Source organism: Gracilibacillus oryzae (assembly GCF_009498735.1).
Lineage (GTDB): Bacteria > Bacillota > Bacilli > Bacillales > Amphibacillaceae > Gracilibacillus > Gracilibacillus oryzae.
The window spans coordinates 182521-201583 of record NZ_ML762427.1 but is presented as its reverse complement, the minus strand read 5'-3'; the positions used below and the strand labels follow the sequence as shown (position 1 = coordinate 201583).

Here is a 19063-nt window from a genome sequence, read left to right as displayed (position 1 = left end):
CCGCATCATTGCTGAATGAGCCCGAATTATTAATCTTAGACGAGCCTACCAATGGACTGGACCCGTCAGGAATTATTGAAATCCGCCAGCTTATTCAGCGGTTGCCAAAAGAATACGGGATGACAGTTATTCTATCAAGTCACTTGCTTTCCGAAATTGACCAGATGGCGACAACAGTAGGAATTGTTTCAAAAGGGAAAATGATTTTCCAGGATTCGATTGAAGAAATGCGCAAATTCGCACAGCAAAAAGTAATTTTCAGAGTAAGTGACAGTGAAGCAGCCTGGCGTGCGCTTTTAGCTAAAGGCATGAATGCTGATCTGAATAAAGATAAACTTTCCTTACTTGATCATTCAGATAAGAATGTAGCAAGTGCCATTGAATATCTTGTGCAAAATGGACTTTCTATTTACCGTGTGGAAGAAGAGAAGAAATCGTTAGAAGAGATTTTCCTCCAAATGACAAGGGAGGAGCAAGCAGGATGATCGGGAAACTGTTCAAGTCAGATTTATTAAAAATTAAGCGCAAAGGCCTCTTATTTTTAACAATATTAGGACCATTCGGTGTTGTGGCATTGCAGATGGTGAATTATGGCGTTAGAAAAGGCTATTTATTGGATCAGAGTGATAATGACTGGCAGTACTATCTATTAAACATCAGCACGTTTACTCCCCTTGCGATTGTGTTAGGGATTGTAATACTGACATCCTTTATCGCAAGTATCGAAAATGAAACAAATGCATGGAAACAATTAATGGCACTGCCTGTTTCCAAACTGTCAGTCTATTTATCGAAATTCACCGTAATTACCTTGTTGCTGTTTCTTTCCTCTTTATTATTGATGGTCTTCACTTTAAGTTATGGATTAACGCTCGGCTTAGGGGAGGATATTCCCTATATCGAAATCCTGAAGTACAGCTTTTATCCTTTTTTAGCAGCATTGCCGGTATTGGCATTACAGCTATGGATTGCGACAGTAAGTACCAATCAGGCCATTCCCATTACAATCGGAGTGGTTGGTGTCATCTTTGCTTATTCTGCCTTTGTTTTACCTGATTGGATGATCTGGAAATGGCCTTCTTTAATGAACCAGTGGGATAAGCCATTTATCAACGCGTTCTTGGGGCTTGGTGTAGGATCCATCCTCTATCTTGTCGGGATGATGGACTTTAACAGAAGGGATGTGAAATAAATGTTTTCTGTTATAAGATCAGAATGGTATAAATTACGTAAAACTAGAATATTAAGTTTACTTTTTGTCGGTCCAATGGTTGGTTTGTTTATAGGTTTGACAACGAATAATGATAATTTAGGTGGGGAAATAAACCAGTGGTATACGAAACTTTTGTTTATGAATTTAACTTATTCCCTTTTATTTTTGCCATTAATAACAGGGGTTTTTGCTAGTATGATATGCAGGTATGAACACCAGGCTGGTGGTTTGAAGCAATTATTAGCATTGCCTGTAACTAGAGGGCAGGTGTTCGCAGCGAAGTATATTCTGGTTATAGGCTTAGTAATGGTAATTCAGCTGCTTTATCTTGTTTCGATCGTTTTAGTTGGAATGATTGCAGGAATTGATGATCCATTTCCAATGGAGATAGTCTGGAAAAGCATTTTTGGCGGCTGGGTCGCTACTTTGCCATTAGTTGCATTGCAATTATGGATGTCCATGTTATTTAAAAGTTTTGCCGCACCTTTTGCGGTGAATGTAATTTTTACATTGCCAACTATAATGGTCGTTAATTCCGAAAAAATCGGCCCTTACTATCCTTGGGCACAGCCATTTTCGATGATGTATATCAGCGACAATACAAATGATTTATTCTTTGTGCCATGGGATCAATTATTAATTGTCGTTGGCGGAAGTTTTCTTTTATTTTTTGTTTGTGGGTATCTTTACTTTCAACGAAAACCTGTTTAGGGAGGAGAGGTGTAAACAATATGCGGAAACTTTTATTTGTTCTATTTTTTATTCCCGTCTTATCAGCTTGCAGCAGTAGTGTAGAAGCTGTGGAAAATCCAGCAAAGTATATCTCTGAAATAAGTGAGCTGGACATACCTGATGAAGTTAGAGTGATCGGATTAGGGGAAGCCACTCATGGCAATAGCGAATTCCAACAATTGAAGAAAGAAGTCATGGATGCATTAATGCAGAATGAAGGTGTTCGTGTATTTGTGCTGGAAGGCGACTTTGGTGCAGGGCGGAAGATAAACCAGTTTATTCTGTCCGGTAAAGGTACAGCAAAGGAAGCTGTTTTTTCACTGGATTATGATATTTACAAAACCCAGGAAATGATCGATTTGGTGCAATGGATGTATGAGCATAATTTAGAGGCAAGTGATGATGAGATCATCTATTTTTATGGAAATGACATGCAGCGCTATGATGCAAGCAAACGGAACCTGTTGGAATTTTATCAGCAAGTAGCTGAAGCAAAAGGGGAACAATATCGCCGAAAACTGTCAGAAGTATCTAATGAGACACTGCGCGATTTATCAAGAGATGAACGGAATAAGGCACTGGAAACTTTAGAGGAAATAATGATAGATTTACAAACAAATAAACAACAATATACCGAGCAGACATCTGCCGATCATTATCAATTTGCTCTCCAATATGCAAAAGTGTTGAAACAACGGACAAATCTCTTTTTAACAGACAATTATGCACAGTTGCGTGATCAGTATTTAGCAGAAAATTTAAAATGGATTGTTGATTATGAAGCAACAAGAGGTAATGATAAAGTACTGGTTTCTGGACATAATGGTCATATTGAGAAAACATCCGCAAATGTAGCCGGGTACCAGTCTATGGGTCAATATTTGGATGAATTGTATGGCTCTGAGTATTTTGCAATTGGTACAGATCTTCTTGAGAGTGAATTTCTAGCTAAAAATGGCAGTTCAGGTGATAAGCGGGGAGTTTTTCGTATAAATAATAATAACGATTTAGTTGACTCATTCAAGGATGTTAAAGAGAATATATTCTATCTCGATTTTGGCAATGCATCCGAATCAACAAAGCTTTTGATGATTCTTTCCAGTAAGCAAAAAATGGTCAATGTTGGAGACCAATTCAGTTCATGGTATAAATTAATGAAAAAATTTTATACAATTGAAATGATACCAAATGAAGCGTATGACGGGCTGATTATTGTGAAAGAAGCAAAACCAACAGAGCTTATTGGCGAAAAATGAGAACATCGCTAATTAAGAAGATTTGACTATTCAAAGGAATGGTAAAAAGTTCATAATATTTGTATAAGATACCTGAAAATTGCAGTTTTTTTAAAAAAATTAAGCTTTTTTTAAATAATTTTCAAAATTAATTGGATTAGTTAGCAATTTTAGGTTATAGTAAAGGAAGAATAGCCATTTTTTATATAGGGGAGCCGGTATCATACTTTTATGAGAACCGGTTCTTTTTTTACATTAAGGAGTTGGTTCACTTGTGCGGCAGATTTACATTGACAATTTCTAAAGAATTAATTGAAAGGGAGCTCGGTATTCAAATCAATGAATATCACGAAAGTTATAACATTGCCCCTACACAAAATATTCTTGGGGTAGTTGGTTCAAAAGAAGGGTATCGTGCAGGGTATTTCAAGTGGGGTCTTGTCCCTAAATGGGCCAAAGATCTATCCATTGGGTCAAAAATGATTAATGCCAGAAGTGAAACAATTGAGGAAAAGCGTTCCTTTCAGCCGCTGCTCAGCAGAAGAAGGTGTGTGATTGTTGCGGACAGTTTCTATGAATGGAAACGGGAAGAAGGAAAGAAAGTTCCCTATCGCATCATGGTGAATAATAATCAGTTATTCACGTTTGCAGGATTGTGGGACAGATGGGAAAGGGAAGGGCAAGAAGTCATATCATGTACAATTTTGACTGTTCAGCCTAATGATCTGATGAGCGAAATTCATGATCGCATGCCGGTAATCCTGGATCAGCCAAGCAGAGAATTGTGGCTCAATCCGTCTGTACAAGAAGAACAAAAGTTGAAATCAGTTTTGAAGCCGTATAATGCTGATGAAATGTCATTTTATCAGGTCTCCTCAGCAGTTAATAATCCGCGAAATAATGATGAAAGCTTAATCGAACAAGTTTAACGACATATATGTGAATAAATTTGTGAACACTCGTGCAAATTAAAGTTAGAATAGGAATTTTAACTGAGGTGTATCATGAATTATTTAAAAGCATTTGGGGTAAAACTCCTGATAACAAGTATTGCGGTTTTATCAACATTTAGTATATTTTACGATGCGAGCATTTTTAAGGTACTTTTGGCGATTTTCATCATTACGGGTGTGTCATTTGTAATTGGCGATATGATGCTTCTGCCAAGAGTTAGTAATACAATGGCAACTATAATGGACTTGCCACTTAACTTTGCTTTGTTGTGGTTAACAGGTGAATTGTTATTATTCGCGCCAACATGGGAAATTTTATCTGTTGCTGTATTTGCAGCAGTGTTAATCACCGTTCTGGAACCATTTGTGCATTTGTTATTAGAACGGCCGGAAATGGGTAATGTAACGACATTAAGCAAGGATCGCTTTCAGACTGAAATTAGTAAGGAACTTGATGAAAGAGAGGAGGATAAATAGTTTATCCTCCTCTCTATTTTCTTTCTATTTTAAAAAAAGATAAAAATATCCCCTCGAAGTATTTCGAAGGGATAATTGAATTTAAATAAATATAGCGCCACCGTTCGGGCTGATAAATTGTCCGCAGAAGAAGTTGCCTTCGTCGGAAGCTAATAATAATGCTGTTGCTGCAATTTCTTCTACTGTTCCAAGTCTTTGAAGCGGAATATCCTTTTCTTTCTCAATCCATTCTGGCTCCATATCTGCTAAAATCATGTCCGTTCCAATTGGGCCAGGTGCTATTGTGTTAACAAGAATGTCAGGTGCTAATTCCAGAGCTAAGCTTCTTGTTAAGCTGTTTACCCCACCTTTTGCTGCAGTATAATGGGTGAAATTAGCTCTCCCTTTTACAGATAACTCAGAAGATATATTAATGATCTTACCAGCGTTTTCTTTATCAAATAATGGGATAAAATATTTACACATTAAGAAGACTCCACGTAAATCGACATTCATCAGCTTGTCCCATTCTTCTGTAGGCATTTCGGATAAAGGCATTTCATTACCGATAGTTCCGGCATTATTAACTAATATGTTGATTTTGCCGAATTTTTCTTTTACCGATTGAACTAATTGAATGACATCATCTTCTATACTTATATCCGTCTTTACTGTTAAACATTTGACACCATATGATTCTATTTCCTTTGCAGCGAGAGCAACATTTTCTTCTTCGCCAGGTAAATGTGTGAATACAATATTCGCTCCGGCTTTTGCAAATCTGACAGCAATCCCTTTGCCGATGCCTTTGCTTCCGCCTGAGATGACGGCAACTTTATTTTTTAAGTCCATTTCAATTCCCCGCTTTCTTATGCTGTTTGTTCTTTTGGCAGTCCGTTCATTTCTTCCAGCTCTTCTTCAGAAATTGTTTTTTCAATTTGATGAGCTTCTAATGTAGCTTTATTCGGTGGAGAAAGGAATGAAACAAGGAACATAACGATACCAGATATGATAAAACTGAAGAAACCTGGTACTTGTAATAAAGTCCAAATTAATCCACCCTCACCAGGCAGTGGTACACCAAAGAAATTCGTTGTTAAGTATACGATTAATCCAACTGTAATACTCCACCAGACAGCTTTTCCTGAAACGCCCTTCCAGAATGGAGGAATCACTAGTGGCCAAATTAATGTTACCAATATAATATCCCATGCCAGGTAAGCTAATGACAGGATTTCTTCAAATGCAACAGATAATACTAAAGCGACTACTCCACAAACAACAATTGCTGCTCTGGAGATAAATAACAATTTGTCCTGTCGCGGTTTTGGATTAATGAAATCAAGATAAATATTTTTAGTGAAAACACCAACGGCAGCCATATAACAAGCGGCCAATGTGGACATTGCCATCCCTACCATTGCGGTTAAAAACAGACCTGCAAAGAATGGGTGCCAATAGGTAGCTGTATATGTCAGCAATAAAGATTCTGCATTATCTGCACCAGGGAAGATGGTACGAAATGCTTCGCCGATCATACCAGGTGTCCAGGCAACTAATATAATAATAATACCGGCAATAATCATTGACTTAGAAGCAACTCTTGGGCTTTTTGCTCCACAAACCCTTTGTCCTAAGTCGGCTGCAGCAATATCCCCAACTGCCAATACTAAAAATAATGACCAGAATTCTGCGCCTGCCTTCGTGAACAGCTTGCTTGGATCCCACCATTCAGCATTAAAGATTGTACCATCAGATGTTACAGCTATTACGACGGTAACGGCAATAATTCCTAAAACAGATACAATCCCATTCAGAATATCAGCATAAGCTAAAGACCATAATCCCCCCATAATAGAATAAACTAATGTTAAAATAACAAATACAAGAGCGGCAGCCCAAAGCGGAATATTAAAGATTGTCTCAATAATTAATGCTCCACCAACGGTTAATGCACCAGCATTAAAGAAACCAAAGGCAATAATCGTAATAATACCTGCAAATGCTCCAAGCTTCTTATCAGCAAAACGAAGCCCGTAATAATCTCCTATTGTCCAGCCTTTTAACCTTCTTAAAGGCTTTACCCATGTGAATGCACCTATGATCATACAGGTACCTAAACCACCCATCGTGGCAAATGCTTCCCATCCTCCTAAGAAATAACCAGAATCCACTGCGCCAAGATAGAATGGTGCTGCGAGTAATGCGGCAGTTAAACTCCAAGTTACTAACGGTAGTGGCAGATTCCAGTTAGCAACAATCAGATCCTCAGCTGAATTCACACGCTGATATCCTTTAAAACCTAAATAATAAATTGCCAGCATAAAAATTACAAAAATGGTGATAATCATCTGTCTCATCTCCTGTGTCTTTTAATTTATTAATTTGTAGTTGAAAATAATCGAAGAGATCTGAAGATAAACATGTCAAATTACTTTAGAAATCAAAAATCAGCAGCAATAATAATTACTGCTGATTTTTATTAGTGATTTACTTATAATTTAAATTGTTTGACTAAACGATTTAATTCCTCTGATACTTGAGCCAATTTCTCTGAGCTTTCTGTAACACTTTCCATTGAACTGCTTGTTTGTTGGGAAGAAGCAGTGGTCTCTTCTACACCTGCAGCAGCTTCTTCTGTAATGGAAGCGATATTCTCAATTGATTGATTCATGTCATTACTTCTCTCTGAGATATCAGCTAAGTTATTGGAAACTGTTTCGATTTTTTCTACCATTCCAGATAAAGAGCTGATAATGTTCTGGAATGTTTCATCAGTGTTTTTAATCAGGCTTGTACCATGCTCAACTTCCTTATATCCGCCTTGCAATGATTCCGCAACACTGCTTGATTCAGATTGGATATTGCCTACAATTCCAGTAATGTCTGTTACCGAAACGGAAACCTGTTCAGCAAGCTTTCTTACTTCATCTGCAACTACTGCAAACCCTTGTCCATGTTCTCCGGCACGTGCTGCTTCAATTGCTGCGTTTAATGCAAGTAAGTTTGTCTGTTCCGCGATATCCTTAATTACAGATACTAACTTGGAAATTTGTTTCGACTGGTCATCTAAACCTTGTACTTTTTGCACAGCGTCCTGCACAATATGGTCAATTTTCACCATTTGCTGATTAGATGACTTCATTAACGAACTGCCGTTATTGGTCAGATCTACCACTTCATTAGAAGAATGGAGAATCAGATCACCATTTTTATTAGCTTCTTGAACTCTGGAAAGGAATGTATCCATAAGTGCTGAAAGATCCCCGACACTGTTAGCTTGTTGTTCGGATCCGGAAGCTAATTCCTCCATTGTTGTCGTAATTTGTTCAGATCCAAGCTGCACTTCTTTAGCAGATGTGTTTAAATCCTCGCTTTGATCCCGTAAGACTTCTGTTGTACTATTGATGCTTGTAATAACATCTCTTAATTTGTCTAACATATTATTGAATGATTTTGTTAATTTACCAACTTCATCATTGGATTTTACTTCAAGATTCTGGTGGGATAGATCTCCTTGAGCAATAGCACTGGCAACTGCTACCACCTTATTTAATGGTCGAGTCATCTGACTGATAATGACATAAATAATCACACTTAAGATAATGGCACTGACAGCACCAATTATTACTTGTGTTAATGTAGCACTATTAACAGTTGAAGAGATATAATCAGCTGAATAATCAATTCCAATTACACCTACCTGATTGCCGGCGCTGTCCTCCAGTGGAACAAAAACAGTCTGCCATGTTCCGTAAGGGTCTGTGAATATTTCGGTCACAGCAGGTTCTCCAGTATCCATGGCTATTTTTGCATTAGACAAATGGATAGGGGCCAGATCAGTAAATACTTCACCTGCATTATAAACTTCGTTAAGATTCTCGGTATAAGCTATCGGTGTTACTGAATCCTCTCCGTCCATAAACCAGACATAACTCCATGCCATTGTCCCTTGTTCATTCATAATAGTTTCTAAAGTTTGTTGTACTTCATTAAAACTCTGGTCACCTTCACTTTCGATTTCCAATATCGTGTCAACTGAATCTCCATTTAAGTTTAGTGCAGTCAAAATCCCTACACTAGTTAATTCCTTTTCAAGATCATGTCGAATATTTGATTCCAGACTGTTAATATTAGTCCATGTGACGGCAATAAAGCATACAATGATAATAGGTAAAATTATCAGTGCAATCTTGTTCTTTAATGATAGATCAGAAATTTTCCTCATGAAGCATCTCCCCTGTATGTATTATTTTTTATGTATGTAAATAGTTTGTTACTATTTAAACCTTAGTTATCAGCACTATTTGAGTGGTAAAAAAAAATCATATGTATCAATTAATAAAAACAAACCATGACTAAATAACTAAATACTATATAAGGATATATTATTGTTCGTTAAAATTCAACAAAATTTGCTATGATTTTCTTATATTTACAAAGATATTACATTCTATAATGACGAAAAGTAATAATTAGTAATATTATCTGAAGATGTATGAAGGTATCAGATTCAGCATGCTGTGACTGTGGCAAATAACTGCAGCCATTACCCGCTGCTTAGAGTCTCGTTTTATCCGTTTTTTTGAAATTATGGAACTTTTACCGGTTTCATTCGTATATATCTAGTAAGAGAGAGGAGGTGTATGTATTGGAGCATTAGATATATACTGGTGGTTATTATGGGGAAGTCTGGCGATTGCATTAATTTCTTTATTCTTTGGCAGTATTCTTGATGGAATCTTAGAGAGTGTCTTTGATTCACTGGGAGATTTCTTTAATCCATTGCTGGTATTCGGAACATTATCAGTTATCGCCGGAGCCGGTGTTCTTTTAACAAAATATACTGGTTTAGGAGATTTATATGTTTTGATAATCAGTATTTTAATTGGTCTTGGGGCTTATTTTTTAATTTATTATTTTCTTGTTGTCCCAATGTCAAATGCTGAATCGTCAACATCAATTTCTGTCTATGATTTAGAAAGGAAGATCGGTGAGGTTATCACAACGATCCCTGCAAAAGGTATGGGTGAAGTATTTGTTTCTTCCAGCAGTGGCAGCAGAAATGAAACAGCCATCAGTTTTGATCAAGTGGAAATCAAACAAGGAAAACAGGTAGTTGTGGTAGAAGTGAAAGATCACACTTTATATGTTTCAGAATTAGAAGAATTTTAAGGGGGAGTAAAATGGACTATTTAATTGTTATTGGCGTAATTGTCGGGGTAATTATAGCTTTTGCTATTTTATTTGCCGTAAGATATAAGACGGTTGGAGCAGATGATGCGATGATCGTTACAGGTAGTTTTCTTGGCAGCAAGAATGTACATAAAACAGATGATGGCGGAGGGATAAAGATTGTCCGTGGCGGTGGTGCATTTATTCTGCCAGTCTTTCAACGTGCAGAAAATATCAGCTTACGTTCACACAGTTTAGATATCTCCACACCCAATGTGTATACAGAAAATGGTGTACCAGTAATGGCTGATGGTACAGCGATTATTAAAGTGCAAAGTACTACAGAAGGTATTGCTACAGCGGGTGAGCAATTTTTAGGGAAAGATAACTCTGAATTGCGTAAAGAGGCACAAGAAGTATTGGAAGGTCATCTTCGAGCCATTTTAGGTACAATGACGGTTGAAGAAATTTATAAAAATCGAGAGCGTTTTGCACAGGAAGTACAAACACAGGCGGCAGTTGACCTTAAGAAGATGGGACTGCAAATCGTATCATTCACGATTAAAGATGTCCAGGATGAAAATGGTTATCTGGAAGCGTTAGGTAAGCCAAGAATTGCAGAAGTGAAACGTGATGCTCAGATTGCAGAAGCAAATGCTATGCGCGATGCTAGAATTCAAAAGGCATCTGCAGAAAGAGAAAGTAAAAGTGCTGAGTTATTAAGTGAAACACAAATTGCAGAATCGACAAAAGAGAAAGAATTGAAAATAGCAGAATATAAGCGTGATCAAGATACTGCAAAAGCAGAAGCAGATATGGCTTATAAACTACAGTCCGCAAAAGCAGAACAAAAAGTCAAACAAGAAGAAATGCAAATTCAATTAGTTGAGAAAAGCAAACAAATTGAGATTGATGAAAAAGAAGTACTGCGGAAACAACGTCAATATGAAGCGGAAATTTCCAAAAAAGCAGAAGCAGAACGTTATGCAACAGAACAAAAGGCAGAAGCGGACAAAGTTACCCGTGTCAAACAAGCAGAGGCAGAGGCTGCCCAAATCCGCCTAGATGGGGAAGCGGAAGCAGATGCAATTCGTCAGAAAGGTTTGGCGGAAGCAGAAGCAAAAGAAAAATTAGCAGAAGCAATGGAGAAATATGGTGAAGCAGCTATCTTAGAAATGATTATTAAAATGCTTCCAGACTTTGCAGCGAAAATTGCTGAGCCAGTTGCCTCGATTGAGAAGGTAACGGTTGTTGACAATGGTAATGGAGAAGGCGATGGTGCAACAAGAATGAGCAGTTATGTAACAAAACTGATGAGTCAACTGCCGGAAACATTAAAAGATGTGTCAGGAGTAGATTTAAAAGGTATGTTAGATAACATTTCAGCTAGAAATGAATCGAAGATAAAAGAGGGTCTGGAAGTAGCGAAACAAGCAAAGCCTGAATATAGTGAAATGGATTAAGAAGAAACAGGTTGGTCATTGTGCCAGCCTGTTTTTTGATGAAATAATGAAGACATCCATTAAAAAGAATAGATGAATGAGGAGGAGAAATTGCCTTCTGCTAGTTCACAAGAGAAATTTTTCGCGCTATTGTCTCCAGGATATAGATGACTGGGATCTGTGTTGTTATATTGGCATTTTGATAGGATTCTTCCGTTACATAGTAAGCAACATTAATGTCTGAGATTTTTGCAATAGTTGACAGTTTATTGTTTGTTATACTTATAATCTTGCTGCCCTCTTGTTTTAATTGGTTGATTTGTGTAATAGTAAAAGGATTTTCCCCAGATACTGATAATACAATCGTTACACTGGTATCCTGAAACTTTTTATGGATGGGAAAGTGCGGATCTTTAATATATAATGAAAATTTCCCTGACGCGGAAAAGTATCTGGCACCATACTCGGCTAAAATTCCAGAGCTGCCACTTCCGATAAACACAACATTCTCTGCTTCTGTTACTGCCGAAGCAGCTTCTTCCATATTCGATTCTAAATCTCCATTATTCAAAGTGCGTTCAAAAAATTCAGTAATCGATTGTTGAGTACTTTTGATTACCGTCTTTTTATCTTCTGCCAAGCTCATTTTCAACTTAATTTTGAATTCAGAGAATCCTTCGCAGCCTATCTTGCGGCAAAAGCGCAATATTGTAGCTGTTGATACATGTGTTTCATCGGCCAGCTCACGTATTCTCATATAAGCTGCTTTCTCTTTGTTTTGCGAAATGTAATTATATAAAGCTGTTTCCAGCTCGTTAAATGAAGCAATCATTTCATGAGTAAATATGGACACTATGATCACCTGCTTATCTAATTTAACTTTAATAATAGCATATATTCAACGAAAGTAACAATGTGTTACATTAATGAAACAAATAACTATCCATGTAAATCTATACGAAACATGCCTAACCTGTTTACCTGACTGCTATTCAATTTTTATAATGGAACTATATTATTTTTAGGAGGGAACAGCTAATGGCAAAAAGCAATCTGCAATTTCCAGACGGATTCTTATGGGGAGGAGCAACCGCTGCAAACCAATTAGAAGGCGCTTATGATAAAGATGGCAAAGGACCGAACTTAGCTGATGTTTTACCAGGCGGAAAAGTAAGGCTTGAAAAAATTAAAGATTATGGATTTGATTTTGAGATAGATACTTATAAATATTATTACCCAAACCATGAGGGAATTGATTTCTATCACCGATATAAAGAAGATATTGCATTATTTGCAGAAATGGGTTTTAAAGCGTTCCGAATGTCCATTGCGTGGTCAAGAATTTTCCCAAAAGGGGATGAAAAAGAGCCAAATGAAGCAGGACTGGCGTTTTATGATAAAGTGTTTGATGAACTGCATAAGCATGGGATTGAACCTGTTGTCACGATATCGCACTATGAAATGCCATTGCATCTGATTAAGGAATATGGTGGCTGGAGAAGCCGTGAGGTGATTGGATTCTTTGAGAATTATGCGACAACATTGTTCAAACGTTATAAAGACAAAGTGAAATATTGGATGACCTTTAATGAGATTAATGGTGCAGTATTTCATCCGATTCTAGGTCTTGGTTTCTCTGCGAAAGATGAAGAATCTCGCTTGCAAGAAACATTCCAAGGTCTTCACCATCAATTTGTGGCAAGCAGTTTAGCAGTGAAGGCAGGCCATGAAATCATTCCTGGCTCACAAATTGGCTGTATGTTAATTTATGCACCGGTATATTCTGCTGACTGTAACCCAGAGAATGTTTTCTTTGCGTTAAGAGAAGAACAGATTTTTGATTATATTTGCGGGGATGTACATGTACGCGGAGAATATCCTGTATTTGCAAAACGATACTTTAAGGAAAATAATATTAACTTGGAGATCGAGGAAGGCGACTTAGACATCATTAAAAAATATACAGTAGACTATATTGGTTTTAGCTATTATATGTCACGAACGGAGAAGAAAGATAAATCAGGTGAAAGCAGTGTGGAAGGGAACATTATGGATGGTGTGAAAAATCCGTTTCTGAAAGCAAGTGATTGGGGCTGGGAAATTGACCCTGTAGGTCTGCGTATTGCTTTAAACCAGCTGTATGACCGTTATCGTGTGCCATTATTTGTTGTGGAGAATGGTCTTGGTGCATATGACAAGATAGAAGAAGATGGATCAATCCACGATGATTATCGCATTGACTATCTAAGAGAGCATATTCGTGAAATTGGTGAGGCTGTTGAAGATGGTGTCGATGTAATGGGCTATACTGCCTGGGGCTGCATTGATTTGGTTAGTGCATCAACTGGCGAAATGTCTAAACGCTATGGCTTTATTTATGTGGATAAACAGGATGAAGGAACAGGTACATTAGAGCGTAAAAAGAAAAAGTCATTCAATTGGTATCAAAATGTGATCAAAACTAATGGAGCGGAATTATAGATAGGAAGTGTGAGTCGATGAATCAGAAAATTATTTTTCTCGATGTGGATGGGACCATTGTTAATGACAATGGGATTATACCAGATTCTGCGTATCATGCCATTCAGCAAGCCAGAAGAAATGGGCACTTAGTTTTCCTTAGTACAGGCAGATCAAAGGCAGAGTTATTTGATCATATAATGGAAATTGGATTTGATGGTATCATTGGGGCAGCCGGTGGTTATATTGAAGTGACTAATGAGGTGATTTTTCACCAGTTCGTAGAGAAAGAGGCAATTGAACACTTAGTCTCATTTTTCAATCATCACAATATTGATTTTTACTTAGAATCAAATGGCGGACTTTTTGCAAGTAAAGGGTGTAAGGCACATATTCTGAAAATAATCGACCAAACAATTGCTGAGAAGCCAGAACTGAAGGATGAAATGGAAAAAGGATTACGGCCCTTTCATGATATCTTAATAGATGATGACAACATTATTCGTGAAGATATTAATAAAATTTCTTTTTTAGGGTCAGCACTGCCATTTGAAATGATCCAAAAAGAGTTCCAGACGAAATTTGAGGTTATCCTAAGTACTGTTCCCTTATTCGGAGAGAACAGTGGTGAATTATCAATTAAAGGAATTAACAAAGCTATTGCAATTGAAAGAGTTTTGGCACATTTGAAAAAAGATCGGGCCGATACTTTTGCTTATGGTGACGGCATGAATGATCTGGAGATGATCTCTTATGTCAATTGCGGTATCGCGATGGCAAATGCTAAGGAAAAACTGAAGGAAGCAGCTGATGACGTTACTTTTTCTCCAGATGAAGATGGGCTGTATCATTCTTTTAAGAAATATCAGATAATATAAAAAGTCTCCCTTCGTGAGAGGCTTTTTTATATAACGAGAAAAGATTGTCAGAAAACTTCACAACTAATGTTCCTTCTAAAGAAGTTGATGGTAAAGTAATTTCTATCATACATATTAGGAGGAAAACAAAATGAAGTCTTCAAGAAAAGTCTATGGATCTATTATGCTTGCATTAATGCTCGCATTATCGACAGTGGTACCATACTCTGTATCGATTGATGCGGCGACAACCGAAACAACAGAAACGACTAAGGCAGCTCAAACGGAGGATTTACCGAATGTAGCAATTTTAGCAACAGGTGGTACGATTGCTGGAAAAGGTAATTCAGGAACAGATACAACTAGTTATAAAGCAGGAGAATTAAGTGTGGAATCCTTAATTGAAGCTGTTCCTGAAATGGCGGAAATTGCAGATATATCTGGTGAACAAATTGCAAATGTAGGAAGTCCGCAAATAACAAACGATATTCTCTTACAATTAGGAAAAAGAATCAATGAATTATTAGCAACAGATGATGTGGATGGTGTTGTGGTAACACATGGTACGGACACATTGGAAGAGACAGCATACTTCCTTAACTTGGTAGTAAAAAGTGATAAACCAGTCGTTGTGGTAGGTTCCATGAGACCGGCAACTGCAGTCAGTGCTGATGGACCATTAAACTTATATAATGCTGTTTTATTAGCTTCATCAGAAGAGTCGAAGGGTAAAGGAGTATTAGTTTCACTGAATGATAGAATTGGTGCAGCAAGATACATTACAAAAACGAACACAACGGTTGTAGATACTTTCAAAGCAACAGAAGAAGGTTATTTAGGCAGAATTGTTGGTGGGGTGCCTTACTATTATACTGAGTCGACACGTAAGCATACAGACGAAACAGCTTTTGACATCTCTGAGATTGATGAGTTGCCGCAAGTAGATATTGTGTATAGTTACCAAAACAATCAGCGTTATATGATTGATGCAGCTGTTGAAAATGGTGCGGAAGGACTTATAATTGCTGGATCTGGTAATGGTTCATTATCCTCTGCCTATGTAGAAGGTGCAAAAGATGCGGTCGAGAGTGGAACAGAAATTGTTGTATCAAGCAGGGTTGGATCAGGAACGGTTTCACCAAGGGACAGCTTCATGACATCTGATTCGTTAAACCCGCAAAAAGCGAGAATTCTCTTAATGCTGGCATTAACGGTTACTGAGGATGATGATCAAATTCAATCTTTTTATGATCAATATTAATGGAAAAGAGGGCCATCTGGTCCTCTTTTTTTCGAAAATTTTAAATAATATGAAACTATCTCTCACTTTCAATCGTAAGTTAGTTAGACAATTAAATAAAATACTAGGAATATTGAGGCAAAACAGTGCATATAAAAAAACTTTAGGATAAAAAATTTGGAGGTAGATGTAAATGTTTAAGAAATTACTTGCAAGTGCGGGAATCGGAAGTGCAGAAGTTGATACACAATTAATAAATGATCAATTAAGCCCTGGAGATATTCTGAAAGGAAAAGTAGTGATTAAAGGCGGAAGAACCGAGCAGCAGGTTGACCGGATCAATCTTTTTGTAATGACAGAGGCTTTGAGAGAAAGAGATGATAAGAAATATTATGAAAAAGTTGTCTTACACCGCTTTGCTTTAAATCAATCATTTACTATTAACGCTGAAGAAAGAAAAGAGATTGATTTTGATTTTGAACTGCCAATTCATACACCGCCGACAATAAACCGTACAAGGGTTTGGGTTCAGACAGGTTTGGATATCCCTCAGGCGATTGATCCAAACGACCGTGATTACTTACATGTAACACCACATTTTTACATGGATACAGCAATACGTGCTATTACGGATAATTTAGGGTTTGATTTAAGAAAGGTAGAGATGGAACATTCAAGACGTCATGGATATATTCAGGAATTTGAATTTCGTCCATCCGCAGAATTCCGCTCCGATTTAGATGAATTAGAAGCTGTTTTCTTTGTAAAAGAGGATAGTATGGATATCGTACTGCAAGTGGATAGAAGAGCAAAGAGTCTGGGCAGTTTGTTTGCAGAGGCTTTAGATATGGATGAATCGAATGTACGTATGTCACTGTCCAGATCAGAAATAGAGCAGGGACCGGCATATGTTGCAGAAAAAATCAGAGACTTAATCCGTCAATATATCTAACGATTTTTTATCATAGGCTAACCGTCCTGATAAGTTTCGTTAATGATTAGCGGGATAAACCTACCCCGCTAATCAAAAAGTATCGGGTGTCTGCTCAGGCACTCGGTATTTTTGTATGAAGCAGGACTCAATCTGAAGATTTCAATACATAAATGAGGGCAAAAAAATGATATGCCGATGTAAGAAAATAACAGTGATAAAGCTGGAAGCGGATATTGGTGCTGATCCTTTATGGTGTTTTCATTGTGGGATAAATCTTGATTTAGAGGATTTTCCAATTTCAGACAGGTTAAAGAAAGAATTAATGGCATGGACATTGGGATATGGTGAGTGGATAGATTGGGATAATGATCGATTGTTACAAGGCGCAGTTGAAAAGGAAAAGCAATTCAATTTATTAGGTGAAGAATTTTTGTATAAACTCAAAACAGAATTATCTTTAAATATGGAAATAGCTTATTCTCGTGCAAATACGGTAGATTTATATCAGAATTAAGAGAGTCTTAACTAGGAGTGAGTATATGTTGGATCAAAGGTTGCAAAAATTAGCAGATTCAATAAAAGAAAAGTTAGGGTTAGACCACTATTTTTTAAAGAGATCTAGTATCAGACGTAAAATAGATACATACCGGCGTACAAAATATATTTACTGTATGGAATGGTTTCCACTTCACATTCCTGAAGATCCAGAAGGGGAAGATTTTAACCCTGAGGGAACGGCGAGTATTGAGGTGGATATTCATAGCGAAAAGATGGAAAGTATCATATTTGTTGGAAAAACATCTTTTGCGAACTTCAAGCTGGAACCAAGTACAGAATCTGTTGTTAACTGGGTGGAAAGCGAAACGGGGATAAACCGCGATCAATATCGTTTAGTGAAGGAGACGGAAAACAACTGGCAGTTCAAGGCAAGTGTTGATAATATACCCGTTTTTCCTTCGGCACAGATTGATGTTAATTTGAATCAGGATGGTCAGTTGCTGCTTTTTTCTGTTTTTGGGGAGTTTCCGCCAATGGAATCAATAATAAAGGAAGAATTCATCTTATCCCAGGAAAATATTCATGATAAAGCGTATAACCAACTGAAATTAATTGAATTTCCGGACTTTAAGAATGCGAGAATTCAACAAGTATATGGAATGGAAGAGATATTTGTGGTGAATAATGACCAATCAACAATCAGCTATGATATAGGTGTTCCCCAAGGATTACGCACTCAGATTGAGCAGATATTAACATGGGAAACGAGTTTGGATGGAGAAATAAACCGCCAGCCTGTTTTCGAAGACAGACAAGTATCTGCTGAAATCGCGTTTGCCAATGAACCTAGTCCTGATGCCAAGCCGATAACAGAAGAAGAAAAGAATAAATGTGTGACGAGTGTAGAATCTCTTATGCGGATTGAATATGCAGATGAATCTGGCAAATGGGTGTTAGACCACTTGTATAGAGATATGGAAATGATTCATGCAATAGTAAAGCCTGTAAAAAAGAACAGTAATATTTTCAATAAAAAAATTGTCGTAATGATAGACCGCCTCACATTTGAGGTGTTAAATTACATGGACACAAGACGATTTTTAGATATGATCTGTAAGTTTGAGCGAGATGGTGACAGGAATATGGAGAAAACTGCTGCATTTGAAAAACTACGATCATTCTTTGAGTTGAAGCCTTATTATGTTTATGATTATCACAAAGAAAAGTATATTTTATGCGGAAAGCTTGATTGTGATTACTATGTTGATGCAGTAACAGGAGAAACAGGATTACTGGATGATCTTCATAAGGAAAAACGCACCTAACTTATACTTTCTAATTGAGCTATAAAGAAAAGAGCATCATAAGATGGATAAACCCACCTAATGATGCTCCCCGTGATGATGTTCTTCTGGTTCTGTTTTGCTGGATTTCTCCAGTTGTTCTAACTCTTCTGAAGTTAGTTCCCCTGCAATAAAGCGTTTTGTTGGCATGATGGAGGAGGTTTCGGTATTTGCAACCAACTGCATGTAATAAATACCATCTTCCTCTAGTGTCATGTTTGTTCGATACCATCCATCCTGAGCGTATGGGACGATTACTTCCACTGCCTTGTCTTCATGCTGATCCTGCCAGATTCTAAGCTTTACATTTGTTAAATTTTCAACTGGCTTCCCATTTTGGGTTAATAAAAATCCCATATCCATTTCCTGCTCAGGCAGGACTTCTGATGGTAAATCAAACTTTGCTTTTAGAGGAATCTCTGTGTGATATAGTTCCGCAGACGATTCCTCTACTTGGTTAGGAGAACATGCCATTAATAGAACAGCCATTAACCATATCCAATTTCTTTTCATATTTGCACCACT

The 19063-nt window shown here is 37.3% G+C and carries 18 protein-coding genes and 1 pseudogene; 14 read left to right on the top strand and 5 right to left on the bottom strand.

What is annotated here, in order from left to right; all coding sequences use genetic code 11:
- The 6 genes and pseudogenes from F9U64_RS22910 to F9U64_RS07815 all read left to right on the top strand — a co-directional run.
- Positions 1-485, top strand: a pseudogene (locus tag F9U64_RS22910) (bacitracin ABC transporter ATP-binding protein); the annotation flags it as partial.
- On the top strand, positions 482-1192 hold the full coding sequence (locus F9U64_RS07835) for an ABC transporter permease (RefSeq protein ID WP_153402452.1): 711 nt from the start codon (positions 482-484) through the stop codon (positions 1190-1192). The pseudogene F9U64_RS22910 and the gene F9U64_RS07835, both read left to right, overlap by 4 nt.
- Positions 1193-1924 carry an ABC transporter permease gene (locus F9U64_RS07830; RefSeq protein ID WP_153402451.1) on the top strand — a complete coding sequence of 244 codons (732 nt, stop codon included), beginning with the start codon at positions 1193-1195 and terminating at the stop codon, positions 1922-1924. It abuts the gene before it with no gap.
- Positions 1925-1944: 20 nt separating this feature from the next.
- The gene (locus F9U64_RS07825) at positions 1945-3201 is read left to right on the top strand and encodes an erythromycin esterase family protein (protein WP_153402450.1); all 1257 of its coding nucleotides are present in this window, start codon (positions 1945-1947) and stop codon (positions 3199-3201) included.
- A gap of 251 nt (positions 3202-3452) precedes the next feature.
- Positions 3453-4109: an SOS response-associated peptidase gene (locus F9U64_RS07820; RefSeq protein WP_153402449.1), complete on the top strand. Its 657-nt coding sequence runs from the start codon at positions 3453-3455 to the stop codon at positions 4107-4109.
- 75 nt (positions 4110-4184) lie between these two features.
- Positions 4185-4610 (top strand): DUF2512 family protein, encoded by a 426-nt coding sequence (locus tag F9U64_RS07815; RefSeq protein ID WP_153402448.1) that lies wholly within the window; start codon positions 4185-4187, stop codon positions 4608-4610.
- An 81-nt stretch (positions 4611-4691) separates the two neighbouring features.
- Here the strand turns inward: F9U64_RS07815 and F9U64_RS07810 are convergent, their stop codons facing one another.
- From F9U64_RS07810 to F9U64_RS07800, 3 genes are all read right to left on the bottom strand, one after another.
- A complete protein-coding gene (locus F9U64_RS07810; RefSeq protein WP_153402447.1) occupies positions 4692-5441 on the bottom strand; it encodes an SDR family NAD(P)-dependent oxidoreductase in 750 nt (249 codons plus the stop codon).
- A gap of 17 nt (positions 5442-5458) precedes the next feature.
- Positions 5459-6940, bottom strand: a complete 1482-nt coding sequence (locus F9U64_RS07805; protein ID WP_153402446.1) for a sodium:solute symporter family protein — start codon at positions 6938-6940, stop codon at positions 5459-5461.
- Positions 6941-7083: 143 nt separating this feature from the next.
- Entirely contained in the window at positions 7084-8817 is a 1734-nt protein-coding gene (locus tag F9U64_RS07800) for a methyl-accepting chemotaxis protein (protein WP_153402445.1), read from the bottom strand.
- Positions 8818-9374: 557 nt separating this feature from the next.
- On the opposite strand from F9U64_RS07800, the gene F9U64_RS07795 reads away from it, so the two are divergent.
- Together F9U64_RS07795 and F9U64_RS07790 are read left to right on the top strand one after the other, a co-directional pair.
- Positions 9375-9764 (top strand): NfeD family membrane protein, encoded by a 390-nt coding sequence (locus F9U64_RS07795; RefSeq protein ID WP_153402444.1) that lies wholly within the window; start codon positions 9375-9377, stop codon positions 9762-9764.
- A gap of 11 nt (positions 9765-9775) precedes the next feature.
- Positions 9776-11227 carry a flotillin family protein gene (locus tag F9U64_RS07790; protein WP_153402443.1) on the top strand — a complete coding sequence of 484 codons (1452 nt, stop codon included), beginning with the start codon at positions 9776-9778 and terminating at the stop codon, positions 11225-11227.
- A 100-nt stretch (positions 11228-11327) separates the two neighbouring features.
- On the opposite strand, the gene F9U64_RS07785 is transcribed toward F9U64_RS07790, so the two are convergent.
- A complete protein-coding gene (locus F9U64_RS07785; RefSeq protein ID WP_153402531.1) occupies positions 11328-12053 on the bottom strand; it encodes a MurR/RpiR family transcriptional regulator in 726 nt (241 codons plus the stop codon).
- Between the two features lie 191 nt (positions 12054-12244).
- On the opposite strand from F9U64_RS07785, the gene F9U64_RS07780 reads away from it, so the two are divergent.
- From F9U64_RS07780 to F9U64_RS07755, 6 genes are all read left to right on the top strand, one after another.
- Positions 12245-13687 (top strand): glycoside hydrolase family 1 protein, encoded by a 1443-nt coding sequence (locus F9U64_RS07780; protein ID WP_153402442.1) that lies wholly within the window; start codon positions 12245-12247, stop codon positions 13685-13687.
- A 17-nt stretch (positions 13688-13704) separates the two neighbouring features.
- Complete coding sequence (locus tag F9U64_RS07775) at positions 13705-14544, top strand: Cof-type HAD-IIB family hydrolase (RefSeq protein ID WP_153402441.1); 840 nt, start codon at positions 13705-13707, stop codon at positions 14542-14544.
- Between the two features lie 163 nt (positions 14545-14707).
- Positions 14708-15784: a type II asparaginase gene (locus F9U64_RS07770; RefSeq protein ID WP_228275629.1), complete on the top strand. Its 1077-nt coding sequence runs from the start codon at positions 14708-14710 to the stop codon at positions 15782-15784.
- 172 nt (positions 15785-15956) lie between these two features.
- Positions 15957-16715: a sporulation protein gene (locus F9U64_RS07765; RefSeq protein ID WP_153402439.1), complete on the top strand. Its 759-nt coding sequence runs from the start codon at positions 15957-15959 to the stop codon at positions 16713-16715.
- 166 nt (positions 16716-16881) lie between these two features.
- Positions 16882-17211 carry a hypothetical protein gene (locus F9U64_RS07760; protein WP_153402438.1) on the top strand — a complete coding sequence of 110 codons (330 nt, stop codon included), beginning with the start codon at positions 16882-16884 and terminating at the stop codon, positions 17209-17211.
- Between the two features lie 25 nt (positions 17212-17236).
- Entirely contained in the window at positions 17237-18520 is a 1284-nt protein-coding gene (locus F9U64_RS07755) for a hypothetical protein (protein ID WP_153402437.1), read from the top strand.
- Between the two features lie 57 nt (positions 18521-18577).
- Here the strand turns inward: F9U64_RS07755 and F9U64_RS07750 are convergent, their stop codons facing one another.
- Complete coding sequence (locus F9U64_RS07750; RefSeq protein WP_153402436.1) at positions 18578-19051, bottom strand: FixH family protein; 474 nt, start codon at positions 19049-19051, stop codon at positions 18578-18580.
- Positions 19052-19063: the final 12 nt, after the last annotated feature.